This window comes from Sphingomonas jatrophae (genome assembly GCF_900113315.1).
Lineage (GTDB): Bacteria > Pseudomonadota > Alphaproteobacteria > Sphingomonadales > Sphingomonadaceae > Sphingomonas_P > Sphingomonas_P jatrophae.
Genome location: NZ_FOZG01000003.1, coordinates 258994 through 278060, shown reverse-complemented (window position 1 = coordinate 278060; position 19067 = coordinate 258994). Strand labels below are relative to the sequence as shown.

Annotated in this window: 17 protein-coding genes; 8 read left to right on the top strand and 9 right to left on the bottom strand. The window is 68.6% G+C overall.

Going from position 1 to position 19067, the window contains the following annotated elements; all coding sequences use genetic code 11:
* The first annotated feature begins 49 nt into the window (after window positions 1–49).
* Genes BM360_RS16940 through BM360_RS16920 form a run of 5 tightly spaced genes read left to right on the top strand, consistent with a single transcriptional unit; the run spans window position 50 to window position 4990 of the window.
* A complete protein-coding gene (locus BM360_RS16940; RefSeq protein ID WP_093316357.1) occupies window positions 50–793 on the top strand; it encodes an SDR family NAD(P)-dependent oxidoreductase in 744 nt (247 codons plus the stop codon).
* Window positions 794–817: 24 nt separating this feature from the next.
* Entirely contained in the window at window positions 818–1405 is a 588-nt protein-coding gene (locus BM360_RS16935) for a nuclear transport factor 2 family protein (protein WP_093316356.1), read from the top strand.
* The gene (locus BM360_RS16930) at window positions 1402–2163 is read left to right on the top strand and encodes an SDR family NAD(P)-dependent oxidoreductase (protein WP_093316354.1); all 762 of its coding nucleotides are present in this window, start codon (window positions 1402–1404) and stop codon (window positions 2161–2163) included. The genes BM360_RS16935 and BM360_RS16930 overlap by 4 nt, the downstream gene beginning before the upstream one ends.
* A 59-nt stretch (window positions 2164–2222) precedes the next feature.
* On the top strand, window positions 2223–4619 hold the full coding sequence (locus BM360_RS16925) for a TonB-dependent receptor (RefSeq protein WP_093316353.1): 2397 nt from the start codon (window positions 2223–2225) through the stop codon (window positions 4617–4619).
* Window positions 4620–4633: 14 nt separating this feature from the next.
* Entirely contained in the window at window positions 4634–4990 is a 357-nt protein-coding gene (locus BM360_RS16920; protein WP_093316351.1) for a RidA family protein, read from the top strand.
* Window positions 4991–5000: 10 nt separating this feature from the next.
* Here BM360_RS16920 and BM360_RS16915 read toward each other — a convergent pair whose 3' ends face one another.
* Entirely contained in the window at window positions 5001–6233 is a 1233-nt protein-coding gene (locus BM360_RS16915) for an aminotransferase-like domain-containing protein (protein ID WP_207544634.1), read from the bottom strand.
* A gap of 78 nt (window positions 6234–6311) precedes the next feature.
* Entirely contained in the window at window positions 6312–7568 is a 1257-nt protein-coding gene (locus BM360_RS16910; RefSeq protein ID WP_093316350.1) for a cytochrome P450, read from the bottom strand.
* A 69-nt stretch (window positions 7569–7637) separates the two neighbouring features.
* On the opposite strand from BM360_RS16910, the gene BM360_RS19675 reads away from it, so the two are divergent.
* Entirely contained in the window at window positions 7638–8189 is a 552-nt protein-coding gene (locus tag BM360_RS19675; protein ID WP_165611342.1) for a TetR/AcrR family transcriptional regulator, read from the top strand.
* On the opposite strand, the gene BM360_RS16900 is transcribed toward BM360_RS19675, so the two are convergent.
* The 3 genes from BM360_RS16900 to BM360_RS16890 form a co-directional block, all read right to left on the bottom strand.
* Window positions 8186–9991, bottom strand: a complete 1806-nt coding sequence (locus BM360_RS16900) for an acyl-CoA dehydrogenase (RefSeq protein WP_093316347.1) — start codon at window positions 9989–9991, stop codon at window positions 8186–8188. The two genes, BM360_RS19675 and BM360_RS16900, sit on opposite strands and share 4 nt — an antisense overlap.
* 14 nt (window positions 9992–10005) lie before the next feature.
* Window positions 10006–12087, bottom strand: a complete 2082-nt coding sequence (locus BM360_RS16895; RefSeq protein WP_093316345.1) for a 3-hydroxyacyl-CoA dehydrogenase NAD-binding domain-containing protein — start codon at window positions 12085–12087, stop codon at window positions 10006–10008.
* 252 nt (window positions 12088–12339) lie between these two features.
* The gene (locus tag BM360_RS16890) at window positions 12340–12834 is read right to left on the bottom strand and encodes a VOC family protein (protein ID WP_242653547.1); all 495 of its coding nucleotides are present in this window, start codon (window positions 12832–12834) and stop codon (window positions 12340–12342) included.
* Between the two features lie 99 nt (window positions 12835–12933).
* Here BM360_RS16890 and BM360_RS16885 point away from each other — a divergent pair, with 99 nt between their 5' ends.
* Window positions 12934–13737 (top strand): sugar phosphate isomerase/epimerase family protein, encoded by an 804-nt coding sequence (locus BM360_RS16885; protein WP_165611341.1) that lies wholly within the window; start codon window positions 12934–12936, stop codon window positions 13735–13737.
* An 82-nt stretch (window positions 13738–13819) separates the two neighbouring features.
* Here BM360_RS16885 and BM360_RS16880 read toward each other — a convergent pair whose 3' ends face one another.
* Window positions 13820–14611: an SDR family oxidoreductase gene (locus BM360_RS16880; protein ID WP_093316341.1), complete on the bottom strand. Its 792-nt coding sequence runs from the start codon at window positions 14609–14611 to the stop codon at window positions 13820–13822.
* A 164-nt stretch (window positions 14612–14775) separates the two neighbouring features.
* Between BM360_RS16880 and BM360_RS16875 the strand changes: the two genes are divergently transcribed.
* On the top strand, window positions 14776–15525 hold the full coding sequence (locus BM360_RS16875) for a TetR/AcrR family transcriptional regulator (RefSeq protein ID WP_093316339.1): 750 nt from the start codon (window positions 14776–14778) through the stop codon (window positions 15523–15525).
* Window positions 15526–15529: 4 nt separating this feature from the next.
* Here the strand turns inward: BM360_RS16875 and BM360_RS16870 are convergent, their stop codons facing one another.
* The 3 genes from BM360_RS16870 to BM360_RS16860 are packed head-to-tail and all read right to left on the bottom strand — an operon-like array spanning window position 15530 to window position 19064.
* Window positions 15530–17152, bottom strand: coding sequence for a GMC family oxidoreductase (locus tag BM360_RS16870; RefSeq protein ID WP_093316338.1), 1623 nt, complete (start codon window positions 17150–17152; stop codon window positions 15530–15532).
* Window positions 17142–17909: a class II aldolase/adducin family protein gene (locus BM360_RS16865; RefSeq protein WP_093316336.1), complete on the bottom strand. Its 768-nt coding sequence runs from the start codon at window positions 17907–17909 to the stop codon at window positions 17142–17144. Before BM360_RS16865 ends, BM360_RS16870 begins: the two co-directional genes overlap by 11 nt.
* A gap of 15 nt (window positions 17910–17924) precedes the next feature.
* Entirely contained in the window at window positions 17925–19064 is a 1140-nt protein-coding gene (locus BM360_RS16860) for an acyl-CoA dehydrogenase family protein (protein WP_093316335.1), read from the bottom strand.
* Window positions 19065–19067: the final 3 nt, after the last annotated feature.

Below are 19067 nucleotides of genomic sequence, written 5' to 3'. Positions count from 1 at the left end.
CAGCGTGGCGCGTTGCGACGGCACTCGTCCCCATGATGGGGGGAATGACATGCAGCTTGCAGGCAGAGTGGCGCTGGTCACGGGTGCCGGAGGCGGCATCGGCCGCGCGACCGCTCGGTTGTTCGCCGATCGCGGCGCGCGCGTCATCGCCACCGACATTGACGAAGCTGGCCTGACCGAAACCGCCGACGGCTATGGCGACGCAATGGTCGCCTGCCCGGCCGATGCCACTTCGGCCGACGATGCCGCCCGCGCCGTCGCGCTTGCCGGCGAACGCTTCGGCGCGCTCCACCTGCTCGTCAACAATGTCGGCGGCAGCCGCCCGGGCAAGACCGTCACCGATTTCGCGCTGGACGAGTGGGATTTCTGGATCCGCCTCAATCTTACCTCCACCTTCCTGATGTGCCGCGCGGCAATTCCCGCCATCGCCGCTGCGGGCGGAGGCGCCATCGTCAACGTGGCGTCAGGCGCGGGCGTGACAGGCATGGGGCGCAACCCCGCTTATGTCGCAGCCAAGGGCGGGGTCATCTCGCTCACCCGCTCGCTCGCCATCGATCACGCCGCGCAGGGCATCCGCGCCAACGCCATCGCGCCGGGCCCGATCCTGACGCCGCTGATGAAGCGCAACCGCAGCGAACCCGAAATCGCCTTCATGTCGAAGCTCTCGCTCGCCGGCCGCCTCGGCAAGCCCGAGGAGATTGCCAGCACCGCCGCCTTCCTGTGCAGCGACGACGGCGCCTACGTGAATGGCGAGCTCATCAACGTCGGCGGCGGCCGCGGCGGACCGATCTGATCGCATCATCGCAAGGAGAGACGCGTGCTGTTCGATGCCTATACACGCTGGCGCGAGCTGACCCCGGACGTGGAGCGCGAGCGCACCACGCTCGACGCCAAGGTCCAGTATCTCACCGACAAGCTGCGCATCCAGGAGATGATCAACGAATATGCCTTCGCCTGCGACAGCCGCAGGTGGGACGTGCTCGAGCGCCTGTATGACGAGGATATCGAGCGCGTGATGACGGGCACGCTCGACGAGACGGTGCGCGGCCGCGCCAACCTCATCGGCCTCCATGCCAAGCCCGCCCTGCCGCGGCGCGAGGGCGTCGTCGCGCCGCCGCGGGACCTCTCCAAGATCGAGGGGCTGGAGATCCGCCACCTGATCGGCACGCAGGTCGTCCGCATCGGTGACGACGACCGCTCCGCCTGGGCGCTCTGCCATTACCAGATGGCGCTGGTCGGGCAGGAGGCGGGCGAATGGCAGCACGGCCTGCATGAAGGCACCTACCTGTTCACCTTCAGCAAGGCGCGCGGTGACTGGCGCTTCGTCCGGCACGAGATCTGGACCAACAACGCCGCCAATCCGATGTTCTCGGATCCCCGCGCGCGCAAGGCGCAGGCCGCATGAGCCGCTTCTCCGGCCGCGTCGGCTTGGTCACGGGCGCGGGGCGCGGCATCGGCCACGCCACCGCGGTCGAGCTGGCCAAAGGCGGCGCCGCGCTTGCCATCAACGATATCGATGAAGGGCGGCTGGAAGAGGCGGCGGACGAGCTGCGTGGCCACGGCGCCGAGGTCTCGACGCACGTCGGCAGCGTCATGGATCCGGCGTTCGTGGCCACCCTCGCGCGCGACGCGGTGGCGCGGCACGGCCGTATCGATCTGCTCGCCAACAATGCCGGCGGCGGCCCGCCGATGACGCCTTGGGGCGAGTTCGCGAAATCGGACTTCGCCCACTTCCGCGCCATCTTCGAAATGAACTTCTTCACGCAGGCCATGCTGCTGCACGCGCTGCTGCCCGGCATGGTGGAGCGCGGCTATGGCAAGGTCGTCTGCGTCAGCTCGATCTCTGCGGTCATGGGGCAGGAGGCGGGCAGCGCCTACGCCTCGGGCAAGCTCGCGCTGCATGCGCTGGTCAGCTCGGTGTCGAAGGAGGTTGCGCGCCACGGCGTCAACATCAACGCGGTGATCCTCGGCAATCCGCCGCATTTCACGCGCACGCCCGCGCGGCAGGCCTATCTCGACAAGCTGTCGCACATCGACCGCGTCGGTCGCCTCGAAGAGTTCGGCAAGGCCATCGCCTTCCTGCTGTCGGACGACGCCTCCTACATCACCGGCGCGGCAGTGCCGGTCGACGGCGGCACGACCACGCCGCGCCTGAACGAGTAAAGCTGACGATCAAGCGTCCCAACATCCAAGAAGACGCGAAGACGACAAGGGGAGGAAGGATGAAGCTGCATCTGCTTTGCGGCGCTGCCGCCGCATGCCTGATCGCCGACGGTGCATCCGCGCAGGAAGCCGCGCCACCAGCCGCGCCGCTCACCACCGCCGCGGCGGATGGCGGCGCGATCGCCGACATTGTCGTCACGGCCCGCCGCCGTGAGGAGGCGCTGCAGGATATCCCGCTGGCGGTGCAGGCCTTTTCGGGCGACGCGCTCGACACGCAGCGGATCGAGAATGCGACCGACCTCTCCAAGCTCGTCCCCGCGCTCACCTCGTCGCAGAGCAGCCGGGACGAGGAGAATTACGTCATTCGCGGCCAATCGGGCTCGGGCGCCTCGATTTCCGGCCAGCAGGTCACCGTGCCCGCCTATTTCGCGCAGGTGCCGCTGCCGATCGGGGAGGGCGGCGGCCCCGGCTTCTATTACGATCTCCAGAACGTGCAGGTGCTGAAAGGGCCGCAGGGGACGTTGTTCGGCCGCAACTCGACCGGCGGCGCGGTCCTGTTCGAGCCGCGTCGCCCCGGTGACGATTTCGGCGGCTATGTCACCGTCGAATATGGCAATTACGACAATCGCGGCGTGGAAGGCGCGCTGAACCTGCCGGTCGGCGGCACGCTGAAGCTGCGCGTCGCGGGCAAGGTGCTGAAGCGCGACGGCTTCACCTTCAACGCCACCACCGGCCGCCGCCAGGACGATCGCGACTTTGCCAGCGGCCGCGCCTCGCTGCTCTGGGAGCCGAGCGACCGCTTCTCCAACATCCTCGTCGCCGACATCCTGCGCTCCAACACCAATGGCAGCTCCAACCTGCTCGCCGCGGTGAACCCCGCCGCCACCATCCCGACCCTGTTCCGCGGGGCCGTGCAGGCTGCGCTCGCCCGCCAGCAGGCAGCAGGCCCGCGCACCACGTTCAGCGACACGCTGGGCGCGGACCGCAAGCGCTCCTTCGGCATCTCGAACATCACCACGTTCGAGCTGGGCGACAATCTCACGCTCAAGAACATCTTCGGTTATCGCCGCTTCAAGCAGCTCAACCGCTTCGATTATGACGGCTCCGCGCTCGTCATCCTCAACTTCGACACCTGCCAGAGCGCCGCGACCTGCCATCCGGCCGACCCGGATCAGCCATGGACGCTCAACGTCCGCCAGTTCACCGAGGAGTTCCAGATCCAGGGTCAGGCGCTCGACAATCGCCTGAAATATATCGTCGGCGTGTTCGGCGCCGATGTCGATACGCCCGCGCTCAACTACTCGCACCAGACATCGGTCTTCGGCTCGGTCACGGATGCCAACCAGGACATTGACGACACGTCGCGCGCCGTGTTCGCCAATGTCAGCTACGGCTTCGCCGGCCCGCTGGAAGGGCTCACCGCCACCGGCGGCTATCGCTGGACGCACGATCGCCGCGCGCTCACGCTCTATCAGGTGACGAGCGGGCGCTGCGTCACCGGTGCCACGGGCACATTGATCGCCGATCCGGCACAGGCCGCGCCCTGCCGCGCCGACTTCACCGCCAAGGCCAATAGCGACGCCTATACAATCGGCCTCGACTACAAGCTCAGCCCCAAGACGATGGTCTATGTGGCGCATCGCCAGAGCTACCGCGCGGGCGGCACCAACCCGCTCGCCGCACCCGTGCTGCTCGCCAACCCGCCCATCCCCGACGCGCTGTCGCTCTTCTCCTACCGGCCCGAGACGCTGCGCGACGTGGAGGTGGGCTTGAAATCAGATTTCGATATTGGCGGCTGGGGCTTCCGCACCAACATTGCCAGTTATTACCAGTGGCTGAAGGACGCGCAGATCAACCAGACCTTCGCCGTCGGCACGCAGACGGTGAGCGCACTGGTCAACGCCGCCTCCGCCCGGATCAAGGGCGCCGAGGCCGAAGTCACCATCGCACCCACGCGGTCGCTCAGCCTGCTCGTCGCTTACGCCTATACGGATGCGAGCTACGGCGCCTATCTCGATTATGCGCGCCGCGACGCGACCAATGCGCCGACGCGCCAATCGGGCCGAATCTTCCCCTTCACGCCGCGCCACAAGCTCAACGTCAACGGCCGCTGGACCCTGCCGCTGCCCGACACGATCGGCACGGTCGAGCTTGCCGCCAATTGGGCGCACAAGAGCTCGATCCTGCTCGGTCTCGTTCCCTTCATTACGCTGCCCAACGGCACCAACATCTATGATGGCGAAAGCCGGCAAAAGCCGACCGACACGGTCGATCTGACGGTCGACTGGCGCAAGATCGGCGGCAGCAGCTTCGATCTCAGCCTGTTCGCCACCAACCTGTTCGACGTCACCTACAAGATCGGCGGCGCGTCGCTGATCAACTCCGGCCTTGGCATAAACCAGCGCATCTATAACGAGCCGCGCATGTATGGTGCGTCGCTGCGCTATTCGTTCTGAACGGAGGATCGACGATGGAGGAGATCAGGCGCATCGCCGCCAATCCGCGGATGAGCGGCGCGGTGGTCCATCGCGGCATCGCCTATCTGTCCGGCCAGGTGGCGATCGATCATCGTGGCGGTGCCGTCGGCGATCAGGTGCGCGAGGTGCTGGACCGCATCGACGCGCTGCTGGCAGAGGCGGGCAGCGACCGATCGCGCCTGCTCACCGCCAGCATCTTCCTGTCCGATCTCGCCATCCTGTCGGAGCTGAACGCCGTGTGGGATGGGTGGATCGCCCCCGGCTGCGCGCCGACCCGCACGACGATGCAGGTGACGCTCGCCTCGCCACTCTACGCGCTGGAGATTGCGGTCACTGCTGCGGCGGACTGAGCGCGGTCGCTCACGCCGCGACCGCGCTCTCCGCCATCATCTCCCGCACCAGCGCCGCCAGCCGCTCGACGCCGATGCGCGCCGGTTCCGCCCCGATCATGGAGAAGCTCAGCCGCAGGCAGTTGTGCCGTGGCGTCACATTGGCCGCGCCCTTCGGATAGAAGGCCGCGCCCGAGATTGCCGAGACATGATGCTCGGCCAGCGCGCGCTGCGACAGCAAGGTCGCATCGATCCGCTCCGGCAGATCGAGCCAGATGTAGAGGCCGCCCCCGGGCTCGGTCCACGTCACCCCCTCGGGCATCACCCGCGCCAGCGTCGCCAGCATCGCGTCGCGGCGCCCGCGATAGACACGGCACGCCTCCGCGATCATGTCGCCCAGTCCTTCCCGCACCACATCCAGCAACAGCATCTGGTTGAAGGCGCTGGTGGCTAGGTCGCTCGCCTGCTTGATCAGCACGAGCTTGCGGATCGCCTCGGCCGGCCCCGCAATCCAGCCGACCCGGAGCGATGGCGCAACCGTCTTGGAAAAGGTGCCCGTGTGCAGCACCGGCGCGCTCTCGATGCTGCCGTGCCGCGCCACCGCGCGCGCGATCAGCGAGGGCAGGGGGGCACCATCGTAGCGCAGATCCTCGTAGCAACCGTCCTCGACGATGGCTATGCCGGTGCGCTCCGCCAGATCGAGCAGCGCCTCGCGCTCCGCCAGCGTCATCGTCGTGCCGGTGGGGTTGCGGAAATCCGGCCCGACATAGCAGAATTTCGCGCCGCCGAGCGCAGGATCGGCCCAGTCCTCGGCATCCTCGGGCAGACCGACATATTGGGGCTGATAGGCGTCGAACGCACGCAGCGCGCCGATGAAGCTGGGTATCTCCACCATCGCGGTATCGCCGGGCGACAGCAGCAGCTTGGCGATGAAGTCGAGGCCCTGCTGCGATCCGTTGGTGATGAGGATATTGTCCACCGTGCAGGGCACGCCGCGCGCCGTCATGTGCCCGGCGATCCACTCGCGCAAAGGCCCATGCCCCTCGCTCGGCGCATATTGCAGCGCCGTCCGTGCGCGCGCCGGGTCCGCCCAGATCGCGGCGGAGGCCTGCGCCAGCCGCGCATAGGGGAAGATCTCCGGATCGGGCAGGCCGCCGCCCAAATGGATGATCTGCCGGGCATCGAGCAGTTTTGCACGCTCGCGAATGTCGGAGCCGACCACGCCTGCCATGCGGGAGGCATAAAGGCTCGTCCAGTCGGTCATGGCGCGCGTCCTGATCTTGGCGGTGTCGTCTCTCGTCTAGCGCTGATCCCCGTCAACCAGCATTGCTATGTCGCGAAGTCAGCCGTGCAGCCGAACGGGCATTTGCTTGATGCCGCCGACGAAGTTCGAGCGGAGCCGGCTGACCGGCCCGGCAAGCGCGAGATCGGGGAAGCGCGCCAGCACCTCGGCCAGCACCGCGCGCAGCTCGATCCGGGCAAGATCGTTGCCGAGGCAGCTGTGCCGGCCGAAGCCGAAGGTCAGGTGCCGGTTCGGCTTGCGCGCGAAATCGAGCGCGAACGGATCGTCGAACACCCGCTCGTCCCGGTTGGCCGAGGGGTAGAACAGCACCACCTTCTCGCCCGCACGCACCGTCTGTCCGGCGATGTCGATGTCGCGCGTGGCGGTGCGCGCCATGTAGACGATCGGCGTCACCCAGCGCAGCAATTCCTCCACGGCGGACGGCATCGCCGCCGGATCGGCGGTCAGCGCCGCGCGCGCGTCCGGATGCTCGATCAGCGCCAGCATCGCGCCGCTCGTCGCATTGCGCGTCGTCTCGTTGCCCGCGATAGCGAGCAGGAAGCAGAAGCCGAGGATCTCCATGTCGGTCAGCGGCGTGCCGTCGATCCGCGCTTCCACCAGCAGGCTGACGAGATCCTCGCGCGGCGCCGCCCGGCGCGCGGCGATGAAGCGGGCGAAATAGCCGAACATCGCCTGCTGCGCGGCCATGATCGCCTCGCGCGGCAGGTCGACATTCCCGTAATCCGGGTCCTCGCTGCCGATCACCGCACTGCTCCAGAGATACATCTGGTCGCGGTCGTCAGTCGGCACGCCGAGCAGCTCCAGGATGACGTCCAGCGGCAGGCGCATCGCGATCGCCTCGACGAAGTCGATCGTGCCGTCGCTGCCGTCCACCGCCGTGCCGACGCGCCGGGCCGCCACGTCGTCGGCAATTTCGCGGCAGCGCGCGACGATATGCTCCTCCAGCGCGCGCATCACGCTCGGCTTGAACCGCTCGCGCAGGATCATGCGGTTCTTGTGGTGCTCGGGCGGATCCATCGTCAGCATCAGCGGCACGCGCGGTGCATTCGCCGGGATCATCTGGTCACGCCGCAGGATGGTGACGCCGGGGCTGCTGATGAAGGTCTCGCTGTCCTTCCCGATCGCGGCGATGTCGTCATAGCGCGTGATCGCCCAGAACGGCTCGCGGATGCCGTCGTCATGCCACGCGATCGGCTGCTCCGCCCGCATCCGCGTCCAAACGTCATGCGGATAGCCGTGGCGCTCGAACCGGTCGGGATCGAAGCAGGCGAGGTCGGCAAGCGGGCGGGATGCCATGGCAGGACGCTCCTAAGTGAACGCACGTTCACTAGCCAGAAGCCATTGCCTGCGCTAGGGGCAAAGTCAGTGACCCCGCCCAAACGCACCCGCATGACGCCCGAGGCCCGCCGCGCGCTGATCCTCGAGGCCGCCTCCGCCATGTTCCGGGACCGCGGCTATGCCGCTGCCAGCATCGATGCGATTGCCGAGGCTGCGGGCATCAGCGGGCCTGCCATCTACCGCCACTTCAAATCCAAGCCCGAATTGCTCGTCGCCCTCCTCGAACGCGCCGTCGCGGGCGCGAGCGGGACGATCGAGGCGGCGATGCAGGCAGGTGGCGGCGTCACCGTGCTGGCCGACGCGATGTGCGCGGAGGCGCGGGGGGAGGGGGCCGTGATCGGGCTGTTGCAGGGCCACGTCCACGAACTCAGCCGTGAGGATCGTGCCCGCGTCGATCACGTGCGTGCGGACCTGCTCGATCGAACCACCGCCCTGCTCTGCGCGGCTCGGCCGGCGCTCGCCCCGGCCGACGCGCGCGTCAACCTCCAGGCAGCGCTCGCCATCCTCGCCCAGCAGGCGCGCCTCGGCAGCGACGCCGCAGGCCTCGCTCGCGTCGTCCGCGCGGTGCTCGCCGCCTAGAAGCTGGCGGCGCCCAGCGCAGCCGCCGTGTCGGAGCCGCGCACCACCAGCGCCAGCCACGGCGCGACGCGTGGGCCCTCCACCTCAAGGAAGAAGCGCGCGGCCGCGTGCTTGCCCGCGGCAAAGGCGGAATCGACGTCGGCTCGGCCCGCCGCGACCGCCTGGTCGAGCCACAGCCATGCGACGACGACATGCCCCATCGCCCACAGGAACGGCGTCGCATTCCACATCGCCGCCGCACTGTCCGCCGTGCCGAGCAGCGTCTCCACCGCCTCGCCCAAGCTCGCATCCAGCGCTTCCAGCGCCGCGGCCGCATCGCCCAGGCCATCCGCCTCGCGCGCCGCCGCGATCGTCGCCGCAATGCGCGCCCGCAGCAGCGCGAAGGCGCCCCCACGATCGCGCAGCACCTTGCGGCCGAGCAGGTCGAGCCCCTGAATGCCGGTCGTCCCCTCATGGATCGGGTTCAGCCGGTTGTCGCGGTAGAGCTGCTCGACATCGAAGTCGCGCGTATAGCCGTAGCCGCCATGCACCTGGATGGCGATGTCGTTGGCGAGCAGGCCATATTCGGACGGCCATGTCTTGGCGATCGGCGTCAGCAGGCCGAGCAGCGCCTCCGCTTCATCGCGGCCATCGCCGACCAGCGTCTCGTCGACCAGCTTCGCGCAGTAGAGCACCAGCGCCAGCGCACCCTCGGCATAGGTCTTGGCGGTCAGCAGCTGCCGCTTCACGTCGGCATGCTCGATGATCGGCACGGGCGCGGCCGCAGGATCGCGGCCGGTGCGCCCCTGCTGGCGTTCCTGCGCGTAGCGGACGGCGAGGCGATAGCCGCGATAGCCGAGCGCCGCCGCGCCCAGGCCCACGCCGATCCGCGCCTCGTTCATCATCTGGAACATCTGCGGCAGGCCGTCGCCTTCCTGCCCCACCAGATAGCCGACCGCCCCGGCAGCACCGAACGGTTCCGCTCTGCCTTCGCCGAAGTTGAGCAGGGTGTTGGTCGTGCCGCGATAGCCCATCTTGTGGTTGAGCCCCGCCAGCGCGATGTCGTTGCGCGTCGTGCCTCCGGCGCCGTCGTCCAGCAGGCGCGGCACGATGAACAGAGAAATGCCCTTGGTGCCGACCGGCAGCCGCCCGTCCGGCCCGACCACCTTGGCCAGCACGAGGTGGACGATGTTCGGCGTGATGTCGTGCTCGCCGGCCGAGATCCACATCTTGCTGCCGGTCAGGCGGTAGCGCGCCCCGAGCGCGTCCTCCCCGTCCGCCACCGCGCGCGTGCGCACGTCGGCCAGGCTCGATCCCGCCTGCGGTTCGGACAGGCACATCGTGCCCAGGTGCCGCCCCTCCAGCGCAGGCAGTGCGAATTTCGCCACCTGCGTAGGCGTGCCGAACGCCGCGATCAGCCGCGCATTGGCGGTGGCCAGCATCGGATAGGCCGCGGTCGCGACATTGGCGGCATAGAAATGCGCCATCGCCGCCTGATAGACGAGCTGCGGCACCTGAAGCCCGCCATGCTCGGCCGCGAACGGCGCGGCCATGAACCCGGCCTCGGCAAAGGCGCGCACGCCCTCGGCAATCTCCGGCAGGATCTGCGCGCCGCCCTCGGCGGTCATCTGCGGCTCGTTGGCGTCGGCCGCCTTGTAATGGTTGAGGAACTTCGTCTCGGCGATCGTCTCGGCCAGGTCGATCAGCGCGTCGATCGTCTCGCGCGATGTCTCCGCATAGAGCGGTGCGGCGAGCAGGCCGTCGACCTTCAGCCAGTCGTGCAGCAGGAAGTCCACGTCCTGCCGGTTGAGAATGTCCGCCACCGTCTATCCTCCGCTCAGCGGTTGAGCGTGCCGAAGCTCTTGCCCGCCGCGGCCAGCTCGACCAGCAACGGCGCAGGCTCCCATGCCCATCCCTCGCGCCCAGCCGCGAAGGCGCGGATGCGCTCCAGCACATGTGGCAGGCCAATACGGTCGGCATAGAACATCGGGCCGCCGCGCTCGGCCGGGAAGCCGTAGCCGTTGAGATAGACCATATCCACGTCCACCGGCCTTTGCGCGATGCCTTCCGCCACCACCTTCGCGCCTTCGTTGACCAGCGCATAGACGCAGCGCTCGACGATCTCCTCATCGCCGATCGCGCGCCGCTCGATGCCCTGCTCCGCGCTGTGGCGCAGGATCAGCGCGTCGATCTCCGGATCGGGCACGCCTTTGCGGGCGCCTTCGGGATAGAGGTAGAAGCCCGCGCCCGTCTTCTGCCCGAAGCGCCCCAGTTCGCAGACGAGGTCGGGCAGTTTCGAGTAAGGCCGGCCGGGCTGTTCGACGGCTCGGCGCTTGCGGATGCTCCAGCCGATATCCTGCCCCGCCAGGTCCATCACCTTGAGCGGGCCCATCGCCATGCCCCACGCCTCCAACGCGCCGTCGATCTGTGCGGGCAGCGCGCCTTCCTCCAGCAATAGCCAAACCTGCCGCAGATATTCCTCGAACAGGCGGTTGCCGATGAAGCCGTCGCACACGCCCGAGAGGACGCCCACCTTGCCGATGCGCCGCGCGAAATCCATCGCCGTAGCGAGCACTTCGGGGTCAGTCTCACGGCCGCGGATCACCTCCAGCAGCCGCATGATGTTGGCGGGGCTGAAGAAGTGCAGGCCGACGACGCGCGCGGGGTTGCGGGTGAAGCCCGCCAGCCGATCGACGTCCAGCGTCGATGTGTTGCTGGCCAGGATCGCATCGGGCCGCATCGCCGCGTCGAGGCCAGCCAGCACGCTGCGCTTGACGTCGAGATCCTCGAACACCGCCTCGATGACGATATCCGCCTGCGCACTGGCGGCGAGGTCGGTTGCGGTGGAAAGCGCCGCCTTGCGTGCCGCGGCCGCCTCGGCGCTCAGCCGGCCCTTGGCCGTCTGATCGTCGAACGTCTTGCCGATGCGGGCGACGGCGCGGGCCAGTGCGTCGGGCTGCGTGTCGATCAGCGTCACGGTCATGCCCGCGGCAAGCAGTGCGATGGCGATGCCGCCGCCCATCGTCCCGCTGCCCACCACTGCCGCGCTCGCCAGCCGCCGCGGCCGGATCGCAGGATCGAGGCCGGCGATCCGCTGCACCATCCGCTCGCCAAGAAAGGCATGGCGGAGGCCGCGCGACGCTTCCGACAGCATCAGCTCGTTGAACAGCCGTGCCTCGACGGCAAGCCCATCGCGCAGATCGCTGCCGGCTGCCTCGACGCAGGTGATGATGTGCTGACGCGCCAGGCTGGGCCGCGCCCGCGCCGCCTCCGCCGCACGCGCATTGGCGATGGTTGCGGCGTCGACACTCACGGCGCGCTCGGTACGGGGCGGGGCCTCGTCCGCCAGTCTCCGCGCCAGCGCCAGCGCCGCACGCGGCAGCTCGCTCTCGCCCACGACCGCGTCGACCAGGCCGAGCGCCTGCGCCTGCGCGGCACCGATCGTGCGGCCGGACAACATCAGCTCCAGCGCCTTGTCTGCACCGATCAGTCGCGGCAGCCGCTGCGTCCCGCCCGCACCGGGCAGCAGGCCGAGCGTCACCTCCGGCAGGCCGAGCTTGGCGCTGTCCGCTGCGACCCGCGCCTGCGCCGCGAGCGCGAGTTCGAGCCCGCCGCCAAGCGCTGCCCCATGAATCGCCGCGACCACCGGCACCTTGCTCGCCGCGACGCAATCGATCAGCGCACGGATGCCGGCGACATCGCTGTCGGGATCGTCGCCGAAGTCGGCAATGTCCGCGCCGCCTGAGAAGAGGCGTCCGTCGCTGCGCAGCACGATCGCCCGCGCGCCACTCGCCCCCTCGTTCGCGACGACGCGCGCGAGTTCGCCCACCAGGCCGGTTCCAACCGACAGCGCATTCACCGGCGGGTTGGCGAAGGTGACGATCGCGATCTCGCCGTCCCGTTCCGTACTGACTCTCATGCACGCGCCTCCCCGGCTGATCGGCGGCGGCTAACAGCCGTGCCGCGGGCTGACAACGCCGCGAGCGTCAGGGCTTGGCTGAGGCCATGGCGTCAGAACTTCGCCGCCAGGCACGAAATCTAGAAACTACTCGAACAGAACAATCGCTTATTCGACTTCCGCCTTGGCTTTTCACTCCAAGATTACTGCGATGTTGATTGGGCAAGCCCTGCATCGCCGCCCGGCAAGCCTGACGAACGCCACCTGCCAAAGTCAGACGGCCGTTCCCCGCCGACTCGCAGCTGCCCCCAACCGCGCGGCGGCAAACGGGTGATCCTCCATGAACTGGATCAGCTCGAAGATATTGCCCTCCGGGTCGCGGCCGTAGACCGCGCGGAACGCACCCGCCGGTCCCGGCGGCGCGTGAAAGCGGATGCCCGCGGCGGTCAGGCGCGCCACGTCCGCATCGATGTCGTCGACGGTCAGGCACAGATGCGTCAGTCCTGCATCGCAGACGGGGCGATCCGGATCGTTCGCCTGGCTCACCGGGCTCAGATATTCGAACAGCTCGATGTAACAGGTGCCGCCGTTCAGCATCACCATCCGCGCGGAGGAGCCGGGCAGGCCAACCATCGCGTCGATCCGCTCGTTGCCGGGTGACCATTCCATTTGATCGACCACCTCGAAGCCGGTCAGGTCGCGGTAGAAAGCCAGCATGCGCGCCATGTCGCGCACGCTGATGCTGACGTGGTGGATGCCCAGGATCATGCATCGTCTCCCGCTCGGCATGGTTGCGGCTCACCCGCACCCGCCATAAAACAGTCAGCACTGCTTATAACAGACGTGAAGGTAGAGGAAATGCAGCGAGTGCGGGACCACCGGATCGGCCTTGCCAGCGGCGTGCTGCCTGAGTTCGACGCCGAGATCGTGGTCGATGCCGCGGCTGAGGCGGGCTTCGATGCGGTCGGCCTGTGGGTCGTGCCCGATCAGTGGCCCGCGGCACGCATCCGCACCGTCCGCGCCGCCGTCGCGGCGCACGGGCTCGAACTGCTCGACATCGAAGTGCTCCGCATGCGCCCCGGCCCGCTTGCCGACGATCACCGTCGCATGGTCGAGATTGCCGGCGAGCTGGGCGCTCGCAATCTCCTCGTCGTCGGCGGGGAAGGGAAAGCGGATGCGCTGGTCGAGCCTTATGCCGAACTGTGCGCACTCGGTGCCGCGCATGGCGTGCGGATCGCGCTCGAATTCATGCTGTTCAGCCGCGTGCGCACGCTGGACGAGGCGGCGGCCGTCGTTGCCGCGGCGCAGTCCCCCGCGGCGGCGCTGCTGATCGATCCGCTCCATCTCGACCGTGCAGGCTACGACGCGGCCGCGATCGCGGCGCTGCCGACCGCCTGGCTCAGCTACGCGCAATTCTGCGATGCGCCCGCGGCCACGCTGCCCGTCGACGACAGCGTCGGCCTGCTGGCCGAGGCGAAGGACGATCGGCTGCTGCCGGGCGAAGGCGTGCTGCCGCTCCACGCCATCCTCGATGCGCTGCCGCCGGCAACGCCGCTCAGCATCGAATTGCGCTCCCGTGCGCTGAGGGAGACCTATCCCGATCCGCTGGCGCGCGCCCATGCGGTCCGCCTCGCCACCGCCGAATGGCTCGGCGCGCCGGTGGCTGCCTGAGGCGCATGAGCCACTCCTTGCCGGTCATCTCGCCGCCAAGGCCAGCCAGGCGGTAGAGGCAGAGCGCTGGCCGGAACCCGCCTCAGCCGACGATGCGTGCCGGCACCGCGCCCTTGGTGATCGATGCGGTATTGTCGATCACGAACGACTGGCCGTTTATGAACTTCGATTCGTCGGAGGCGAGGAACAGCGCGAGGTTCGCCACGTCGGACACCTCGCCATAGACGTTTTCGGGTTTGCTCCCGGCATTGTCCGCCAGCGCAGGATCGAAGGACTGCACCGCCGCTGCCATGCCGCGCACCATCGGCGTGTCGATCCGGTCGGGCAGCAGCGAATTGCAGCGGATCGGCAGGCCGAGCTGCGCGCAATAGACCGCAACCGCCCGGCTATAGGCATCCACCGCTCCCTTGGCGGCGGTATAGGCGGCGGAGCGGGCATGGCCCTGCACCGCGGTGATCGACGACAGGTTGATGATCGAGCCGGAGCCCCCTTCGCGCATCAGCGGGATGGCGTGCTTGCACCCCCAGATCGTGCCGTTGATGCTGACATCGAGGATGAAGCGCAGCGCGTCGGCCTCGATCGTCTCCGGCGTCGATGGCATGACGACGCCGGCATTGTTGACGAGGATGTCCAGCCGCCCCTCGCGCTCCTTTATCTCCGCCATCAGCGCGATCCATTGCTGTTCGTCGCGCACGTCATGGTGCCGGAACCAGGCGCTGCCGCCGATATCGGCGGCAACCGCCTGCCCGGCTTCCTCATCCACGTCGGTCAGCACCACGCGGGCGCCTTCCCGCGCAAAGGTGCGCGCATCCGCTTCGCCCAGGCCGCGAGCTGCACCGGTGATCAAGGCGACTTTCCCTGCCAGGCGGCCCATGATCTTCTCCCCACTTCACTCAATCTGACATGTGTTCTACTTTCTGTGAGGTTGGCCGACAAGGCTTGAACCACGTGTCGGAATTACCATCATCAGGCTCGGCAGGGGGAGACGCATGGCCTTGAAACTCGGGAACAGTTCGTGCCACTGCTGCGCAGGTCACCATGCTCAGCGCTAATCCAGAACGTACGCCGGTCTATTCCAGCGCTCTGATCCAGGAGCGGCGCAAGCGCATCCTGGTCGAAGCGCGACGGATGATCGCCGATGTCGGGATCGACGGGTTCAGCGTGCGCACCCTGTGCCGCAACGCCGATGTCGCGCAGCGCACGCTCTACAATGCCTTCCACAGCAAGGATCGCCTGATCGCGCTGGCAATCCGGGAGGCGTATGAGGACGTCAATCGCTTCCTGCGCTATCGCACCTCGGCCGATACGCTCGACGGGATCATCGACCGGCTGATCGCGGTGAACACGCGCAACCTGAAGGCCCGCAACTACACCAAGGCGGTTGCCTCGCTCTATTTCTCGCCGACGATCAGCCCGGATATCTGGAACGCGCTGCGCGGCATGGTCTTCCTCAACCTGCGCCAGTGGCTCGATCGGCTGAAGCGCGACGATGCGCTGCAGGATTGGGTCGATCTCGATCAGGCGGCGGGCGATTTCGCCAACACCGAATATGCCGTGATCAACGACTGGGCGGTCGGCCGGCTGAAGGATGAGGATTATGTGCCGCGCCTGATCACCAGCGTGCTGGCGCAGGTGATCGGCATCACCAGCGGCGCCCAGCAGGAAGAGGCGATCGCGATGATGCGGCGCATCCGCGAGACGGGCAAGCTGCCCGCCTTTCCGAAGCCGGTCTTCGTTCCCGATGCGCCGGAAGCGCCCGAGGAGAGTGGTCAGGCGCTGGCCGGCTGACCGCTCAGGCGAGGCCCATCCGGTCCGCCACGGCCCAGGCGAAGGCGATGGCAGGGCCGTTGGTGTTGCCGGAAACGAGGCCGGGCATCGATCCGCAGTCGATCACGCGCACTCCCTCCACGCCGCGCACGCGGCAATCGGGGTCGAGCGCCGCGTCCGGCCCGCCCATCGCGCAGCTGCTCGTCGCATGGGTGCCCGCGCGTGACAGGCGGCGCACCGCTGCCAGCACATCCTCGTCGCTGTCCACCTGACGGCCGGGCACCAACTCCTCGCCCAGCGCCGGCGCCAGCGGGGCCTGCGCGGCGAGGCGGCGGATCGTCCGCACCATCGCGATCGCCCCGGCCTGGTCGTGCGGCGTGCTCAGCCAGTTGGGCGTGATCGCCAGCGCCGCATCGGCGGCCGGCCCGGTAATCGCGACGCTGCCCGTCGAATCGGGGTTCAGCATCTGGCCGTAGATGGTCAGGCCCGGCGCCTTCTCCACCTTGCTCAGCTGCACCGGGAAGTTCGGATCCTGGTTCCGCGCGAAGGAAAAGGCACCGACATAGATTTGCAGGTCGGGCCGCGCCGCCTCCGGCCGCGATCGGACGAACGCGCCAACCTCATACGGCCCGGTCGCCATCGGCCCGTCGCGGAACAGCGCATAGCGAAGCAGGCTGCGCGCCAGCCCTGCCTTGCGGAAGCGATGATTGTTGCCGCGGTCCGCCCCCGTCAGCCGGAACGCGACCGACAGGCCGAGATGATCGCGCAGGCCCGTGCCCACCGCCGCGCGATCCGCCACCATCGCCACACCCGCCGCGCGCAGCACCGTGCCCGGCCCCACGCCCGATCGCTGGAGGATCGCCGGGCTGACGATCGCGCCCGCACACAGGATCACCTCGCCATCGACGCCGTAGCGCACCGGTCCGCTCGGCGCCCGCGCCTCAACAGCGGTCGCGCGCTGCCCGTCGAACAGGATACGGTCCACCTCCACGCCCGTCACCACCGTCAGGTTGCGCCGCTTCAGCGCCGGGCGGAGGAACGCCACCGCCGCGCTCTGCCGCCGCCCGCCGCGAATGTTGTGCGGGAAGTAGCCGATGCCCTCCTGATCCTCCTCGTTCAGGTCGTCCTTGCGCTTCAGGCCCATCGCCTCGCCCGCGCGGATCGCCGCTTCGGCCAGGGGGTAGCGGAACTTGCCGGTCGAGATATGCACCGGCCCGCCGACGCCGCGCGCCGGGCCTTCGCCCAGCTCATGATCCTCCACCGCCTTGAACGCGGCGCGCATCGTCGCCCAGTTCCAGCCGGTCGCCCCGGTTTGGCCCCAGGCGTCATAATCCTCGGGCTGGCCGTGCATCCAGATCATGCCGTTGATCGAGGATGAGCCGCCCAGCCCCCGCCCGCGCACCCACACCTCGGTCGCCGCGGCGCCGGGCACGCGCGGCTGCGCGACGGGATAGGTCCAGGCGTGGCGTGGATCGAGCGCGAGCTTGCCGATGCCCTTGGGCATGTGGATCAGCGGGCTGGTGTCCCGCCCGCCGGCCTCCAGCAGCAGCACGCGGTTGCGCGGATCGCGTGACAGCCGGTCGGCCATCACGCATCCGGCCGATCCGGCGCCGACGACGATGTAATCGAAGCGGTCCTCAGTCGGCATAATCAGGCGCGATCCGCTCGACCTCGCGCATCAGCGCGATCCAGTCCATCTGCCCGCCGGGCTTGCCCAGCGTCGCCTCGTGCAGCTGCGTGGCGACCAGCGCCTGCACTTCCTCGCTGATCATGCGCAGCGGCGTGCCGCCCGCCAGCGCCGCCACCTGCACCTCGCAGGCGCGCTGCGCCATCATCATCAGCCAGAACGCCTCGCCGACGCTGCGGCCGGCGGTCAGCAGGCCGTGGTTGCGCAGGATCAGCACCGACTTGTCCGCCAGGTCGCGCGCCAGCGTCACCCGCTCATTGTCGAGCAGCGCGACGCCCTCATAATCGTGATAGGCGACGCGGGCGCCCAGCACGACGGCCTGCTGGCTGATCGGCAGCAGGCCATGCTCCTGCGCGGAGACGGCGATGCCGGCGGCAGTGTGCGTGTGCATCACGCACTGCACGTCCGGCCGCGCGGCATGGATGGCGGAATGGATCAGGAAGCCTGCCGGGTTGATCACCCCGCCCGGCGTCTGCACCTGTCCCTCCAGATCGACCTCGACAAGGTTGCTCGCTGTCACCTCGTTGAACAGCGCGCCGAACGGATTGATCAGGATGCGGTGGCCCGGCCCCGGCAGGCGCGCGGAGATGTGCGTCGCGATCAGGTCGGTCATGCGGTAATGGTGGGCGAGGCGGTAGCAGGCGGCCAGATCGCGGCGGACCTGGTAATCCTCGTCGCTGAAGCCGGCATGTTTCACGCCGATTGCCGAAACAGACATGATGCCCTCCGTGGCCTAAAGTCCGCCAAGCGCCTTGGCGATGATGCCCAGCTGCACCTCGGCCGCCCCGCCGAAGATCGTCGCCGCGCGCGCGTTCAGATAATCGGTGACGAGGATGTTTCCGGGCGATCCCTCCACCCGCCGCACGCCGTCCGCGCCGAGCAGCTCGACGCCCAGCTGCGTCACCGCCTGCTTCAGCCGGCTGGCGCGCAGCTTCAGCACCGAGGAGACCGGGCCGGGTGCCGCGCCATTGGGCAGCGTGCCGACGACGCTCAGCTCCAGCATCTCGAACACGTCCAGCTCCATCGCCACCTCGGCGATGCGCCGCCGCTGCGCAGGCGTCGCAGGTGCCTTGAGCGCCGCCTCCGCCCGCCGGAGCGACGCCCGCAGCCGCCCTGAGAACAGGCCGTAGCCGCGCTCGAACTCGAGCAGGTACTTGGCATAGACCCAGCCGCGATTTTCCTCGCCGATCAGGTTTTCCGCCGGGATGCGCACGTCGCTCAGGAACACCTGGTTGACGTCGTGATCGCCGCCGATCGAGATGATCGGGCGGATCTCCACACCCGGCGTGTCGAGGTCGATCGCGACGAAGCTGATGCCGTCCGACGGCCGCTCCGCCTCGCGCGTGCGGACCAGCGCGAACATGCGGTTCGCGTGGTGCGCATGCGTCGTCCACATCTTGGAGCCGTTGATGACATATTCGTCGCCGTCCCGCACCGCGCGCGTGCTGAGCGAGCCGAGGTCGGAGCCGGCGCCCGGCTCGGAAAAGCCCTGGCACCAATAATCCTCGCCCGACAGGATGCGCGGCAGCCAGCGCGCCTGCTGCTCGGGCGATCCGAACGCCATGATGACGGGCGCCACCAGCCGGATGCCGATGGGGTAGAGCAGGGGGGCGCCCGCCTGCGCGCACTCGCACTCGAAGATGAAGCGCTGCAAGGCCGTCCAGCCGGTGCCGCCATGCTCCACCGGCCAGGTCGGCGCGGCCCAGCCCCGCTCGAACAGCTTGCGCTGCCAGGCGAGCGACACGTCGGGTTCGGGATAGACGCCGATCACGCGCGATTGCCCCGCGCGCAGCCCGTCGGTCAGCGCATCCTGCAGGAAGGCGCGCACCTCGTCGCGGAAGCGGCGCTGGTCCGCATCAAGCACCAGATCCATCGC

Bases quoted from the DNA above. Each gene is read 5' to 3' on its own strand.
- BM360_RS16875 (WP_093316339.1), top strand. From the start codon at position 14,776: ATGCTCAGCGCTAATCCAGAACGTACGCCGGTCTATTCCAGCGCTCTG.
- BM360_RS16860 (WP_093316335.1), bottom strand. From the start codon at position 19,064: ATGGATCTGGTGCTTGATGCGGACCAGCGCCGCTTCCGCGACGAGGTG.
- BM360_RS16940 (WP_093316357.1), top strand. From the start codon at position 50: ATGCAGCTTGCAGGCAGAGTGGCGCTGGTCACGGGTGCCGGAGGCGGC.
- BM360_RS16920 (WP_093316351.1), top strand. From the start codon at position 4,634: ATGGAGGAGATCAGGCGCATCGCCGCCAATCCGCGGATGAGCGGCGCG.
- BM360_RS16870 (WP_093316338.1), bottom strand. From the start codon at position 17,152: ATGCCGACTGAGGACCGCTTCGATTACATCGTCGTCGGCGCCGGATCG.
- BM360_RS16880 (WP_093316341.1), bottom strand. From the start codon at position 14,611: ATGGGCCGCCTGGCAGGGAAAGTCGCCTTGATCACCGGTGCAGCTCGC.
- BM360_RS16910 (WP_093316350.1), bottom strand. From the start codon at position 7,568: ATGGCATCCCGCCCGCTTGCCGACCTCGCCTGCTTCGATCCCGACCGG.
- BM360_RS16895 (WP_093316345.1), bottom strand. From the start codon at position 12,087: ATGAGAGTCAGTACGGAACGGGACGGCGAGATCGCGATCGTCACCTTC.
- BM360_RS16890 (WP_242653547.1), bottom strand. From the start codon at position 12,834: ATGATCCTGGGCATCCACCACGTCAGCATCAGCGTGCGCGACATGGCG.
- BM360_RS16865 (WP_093316336.1), bottom strand. From the start codon at position 17,909: ATGTCTGTTTCGGCAATCGGCGTGAAACATGCCGGCTTCAGCGACGAG.
- BM360_RS16915 (WP_207544634.1), bottom strand. From the start codon at position 6,233: ATGACCGACTGGACGAGCCTTTATGCCTCCCGCATGGCAGGCGTGGTC.
- BM360_RS16930 (WP_093316354.1), top strand. From the start codon at position 1,402: ATGAGCCGCTTCTCCGGCCGCGTCGGCTTGGTCACGGGCGCGGGGCGC.
- BM360_RS16925 (WP_093316353.1), top strand. From the start codon at position 2,223: ATGAAGCTGCATCTGCTTTGCGGCGCTGCCGCCGCATGCCTGATCGCC.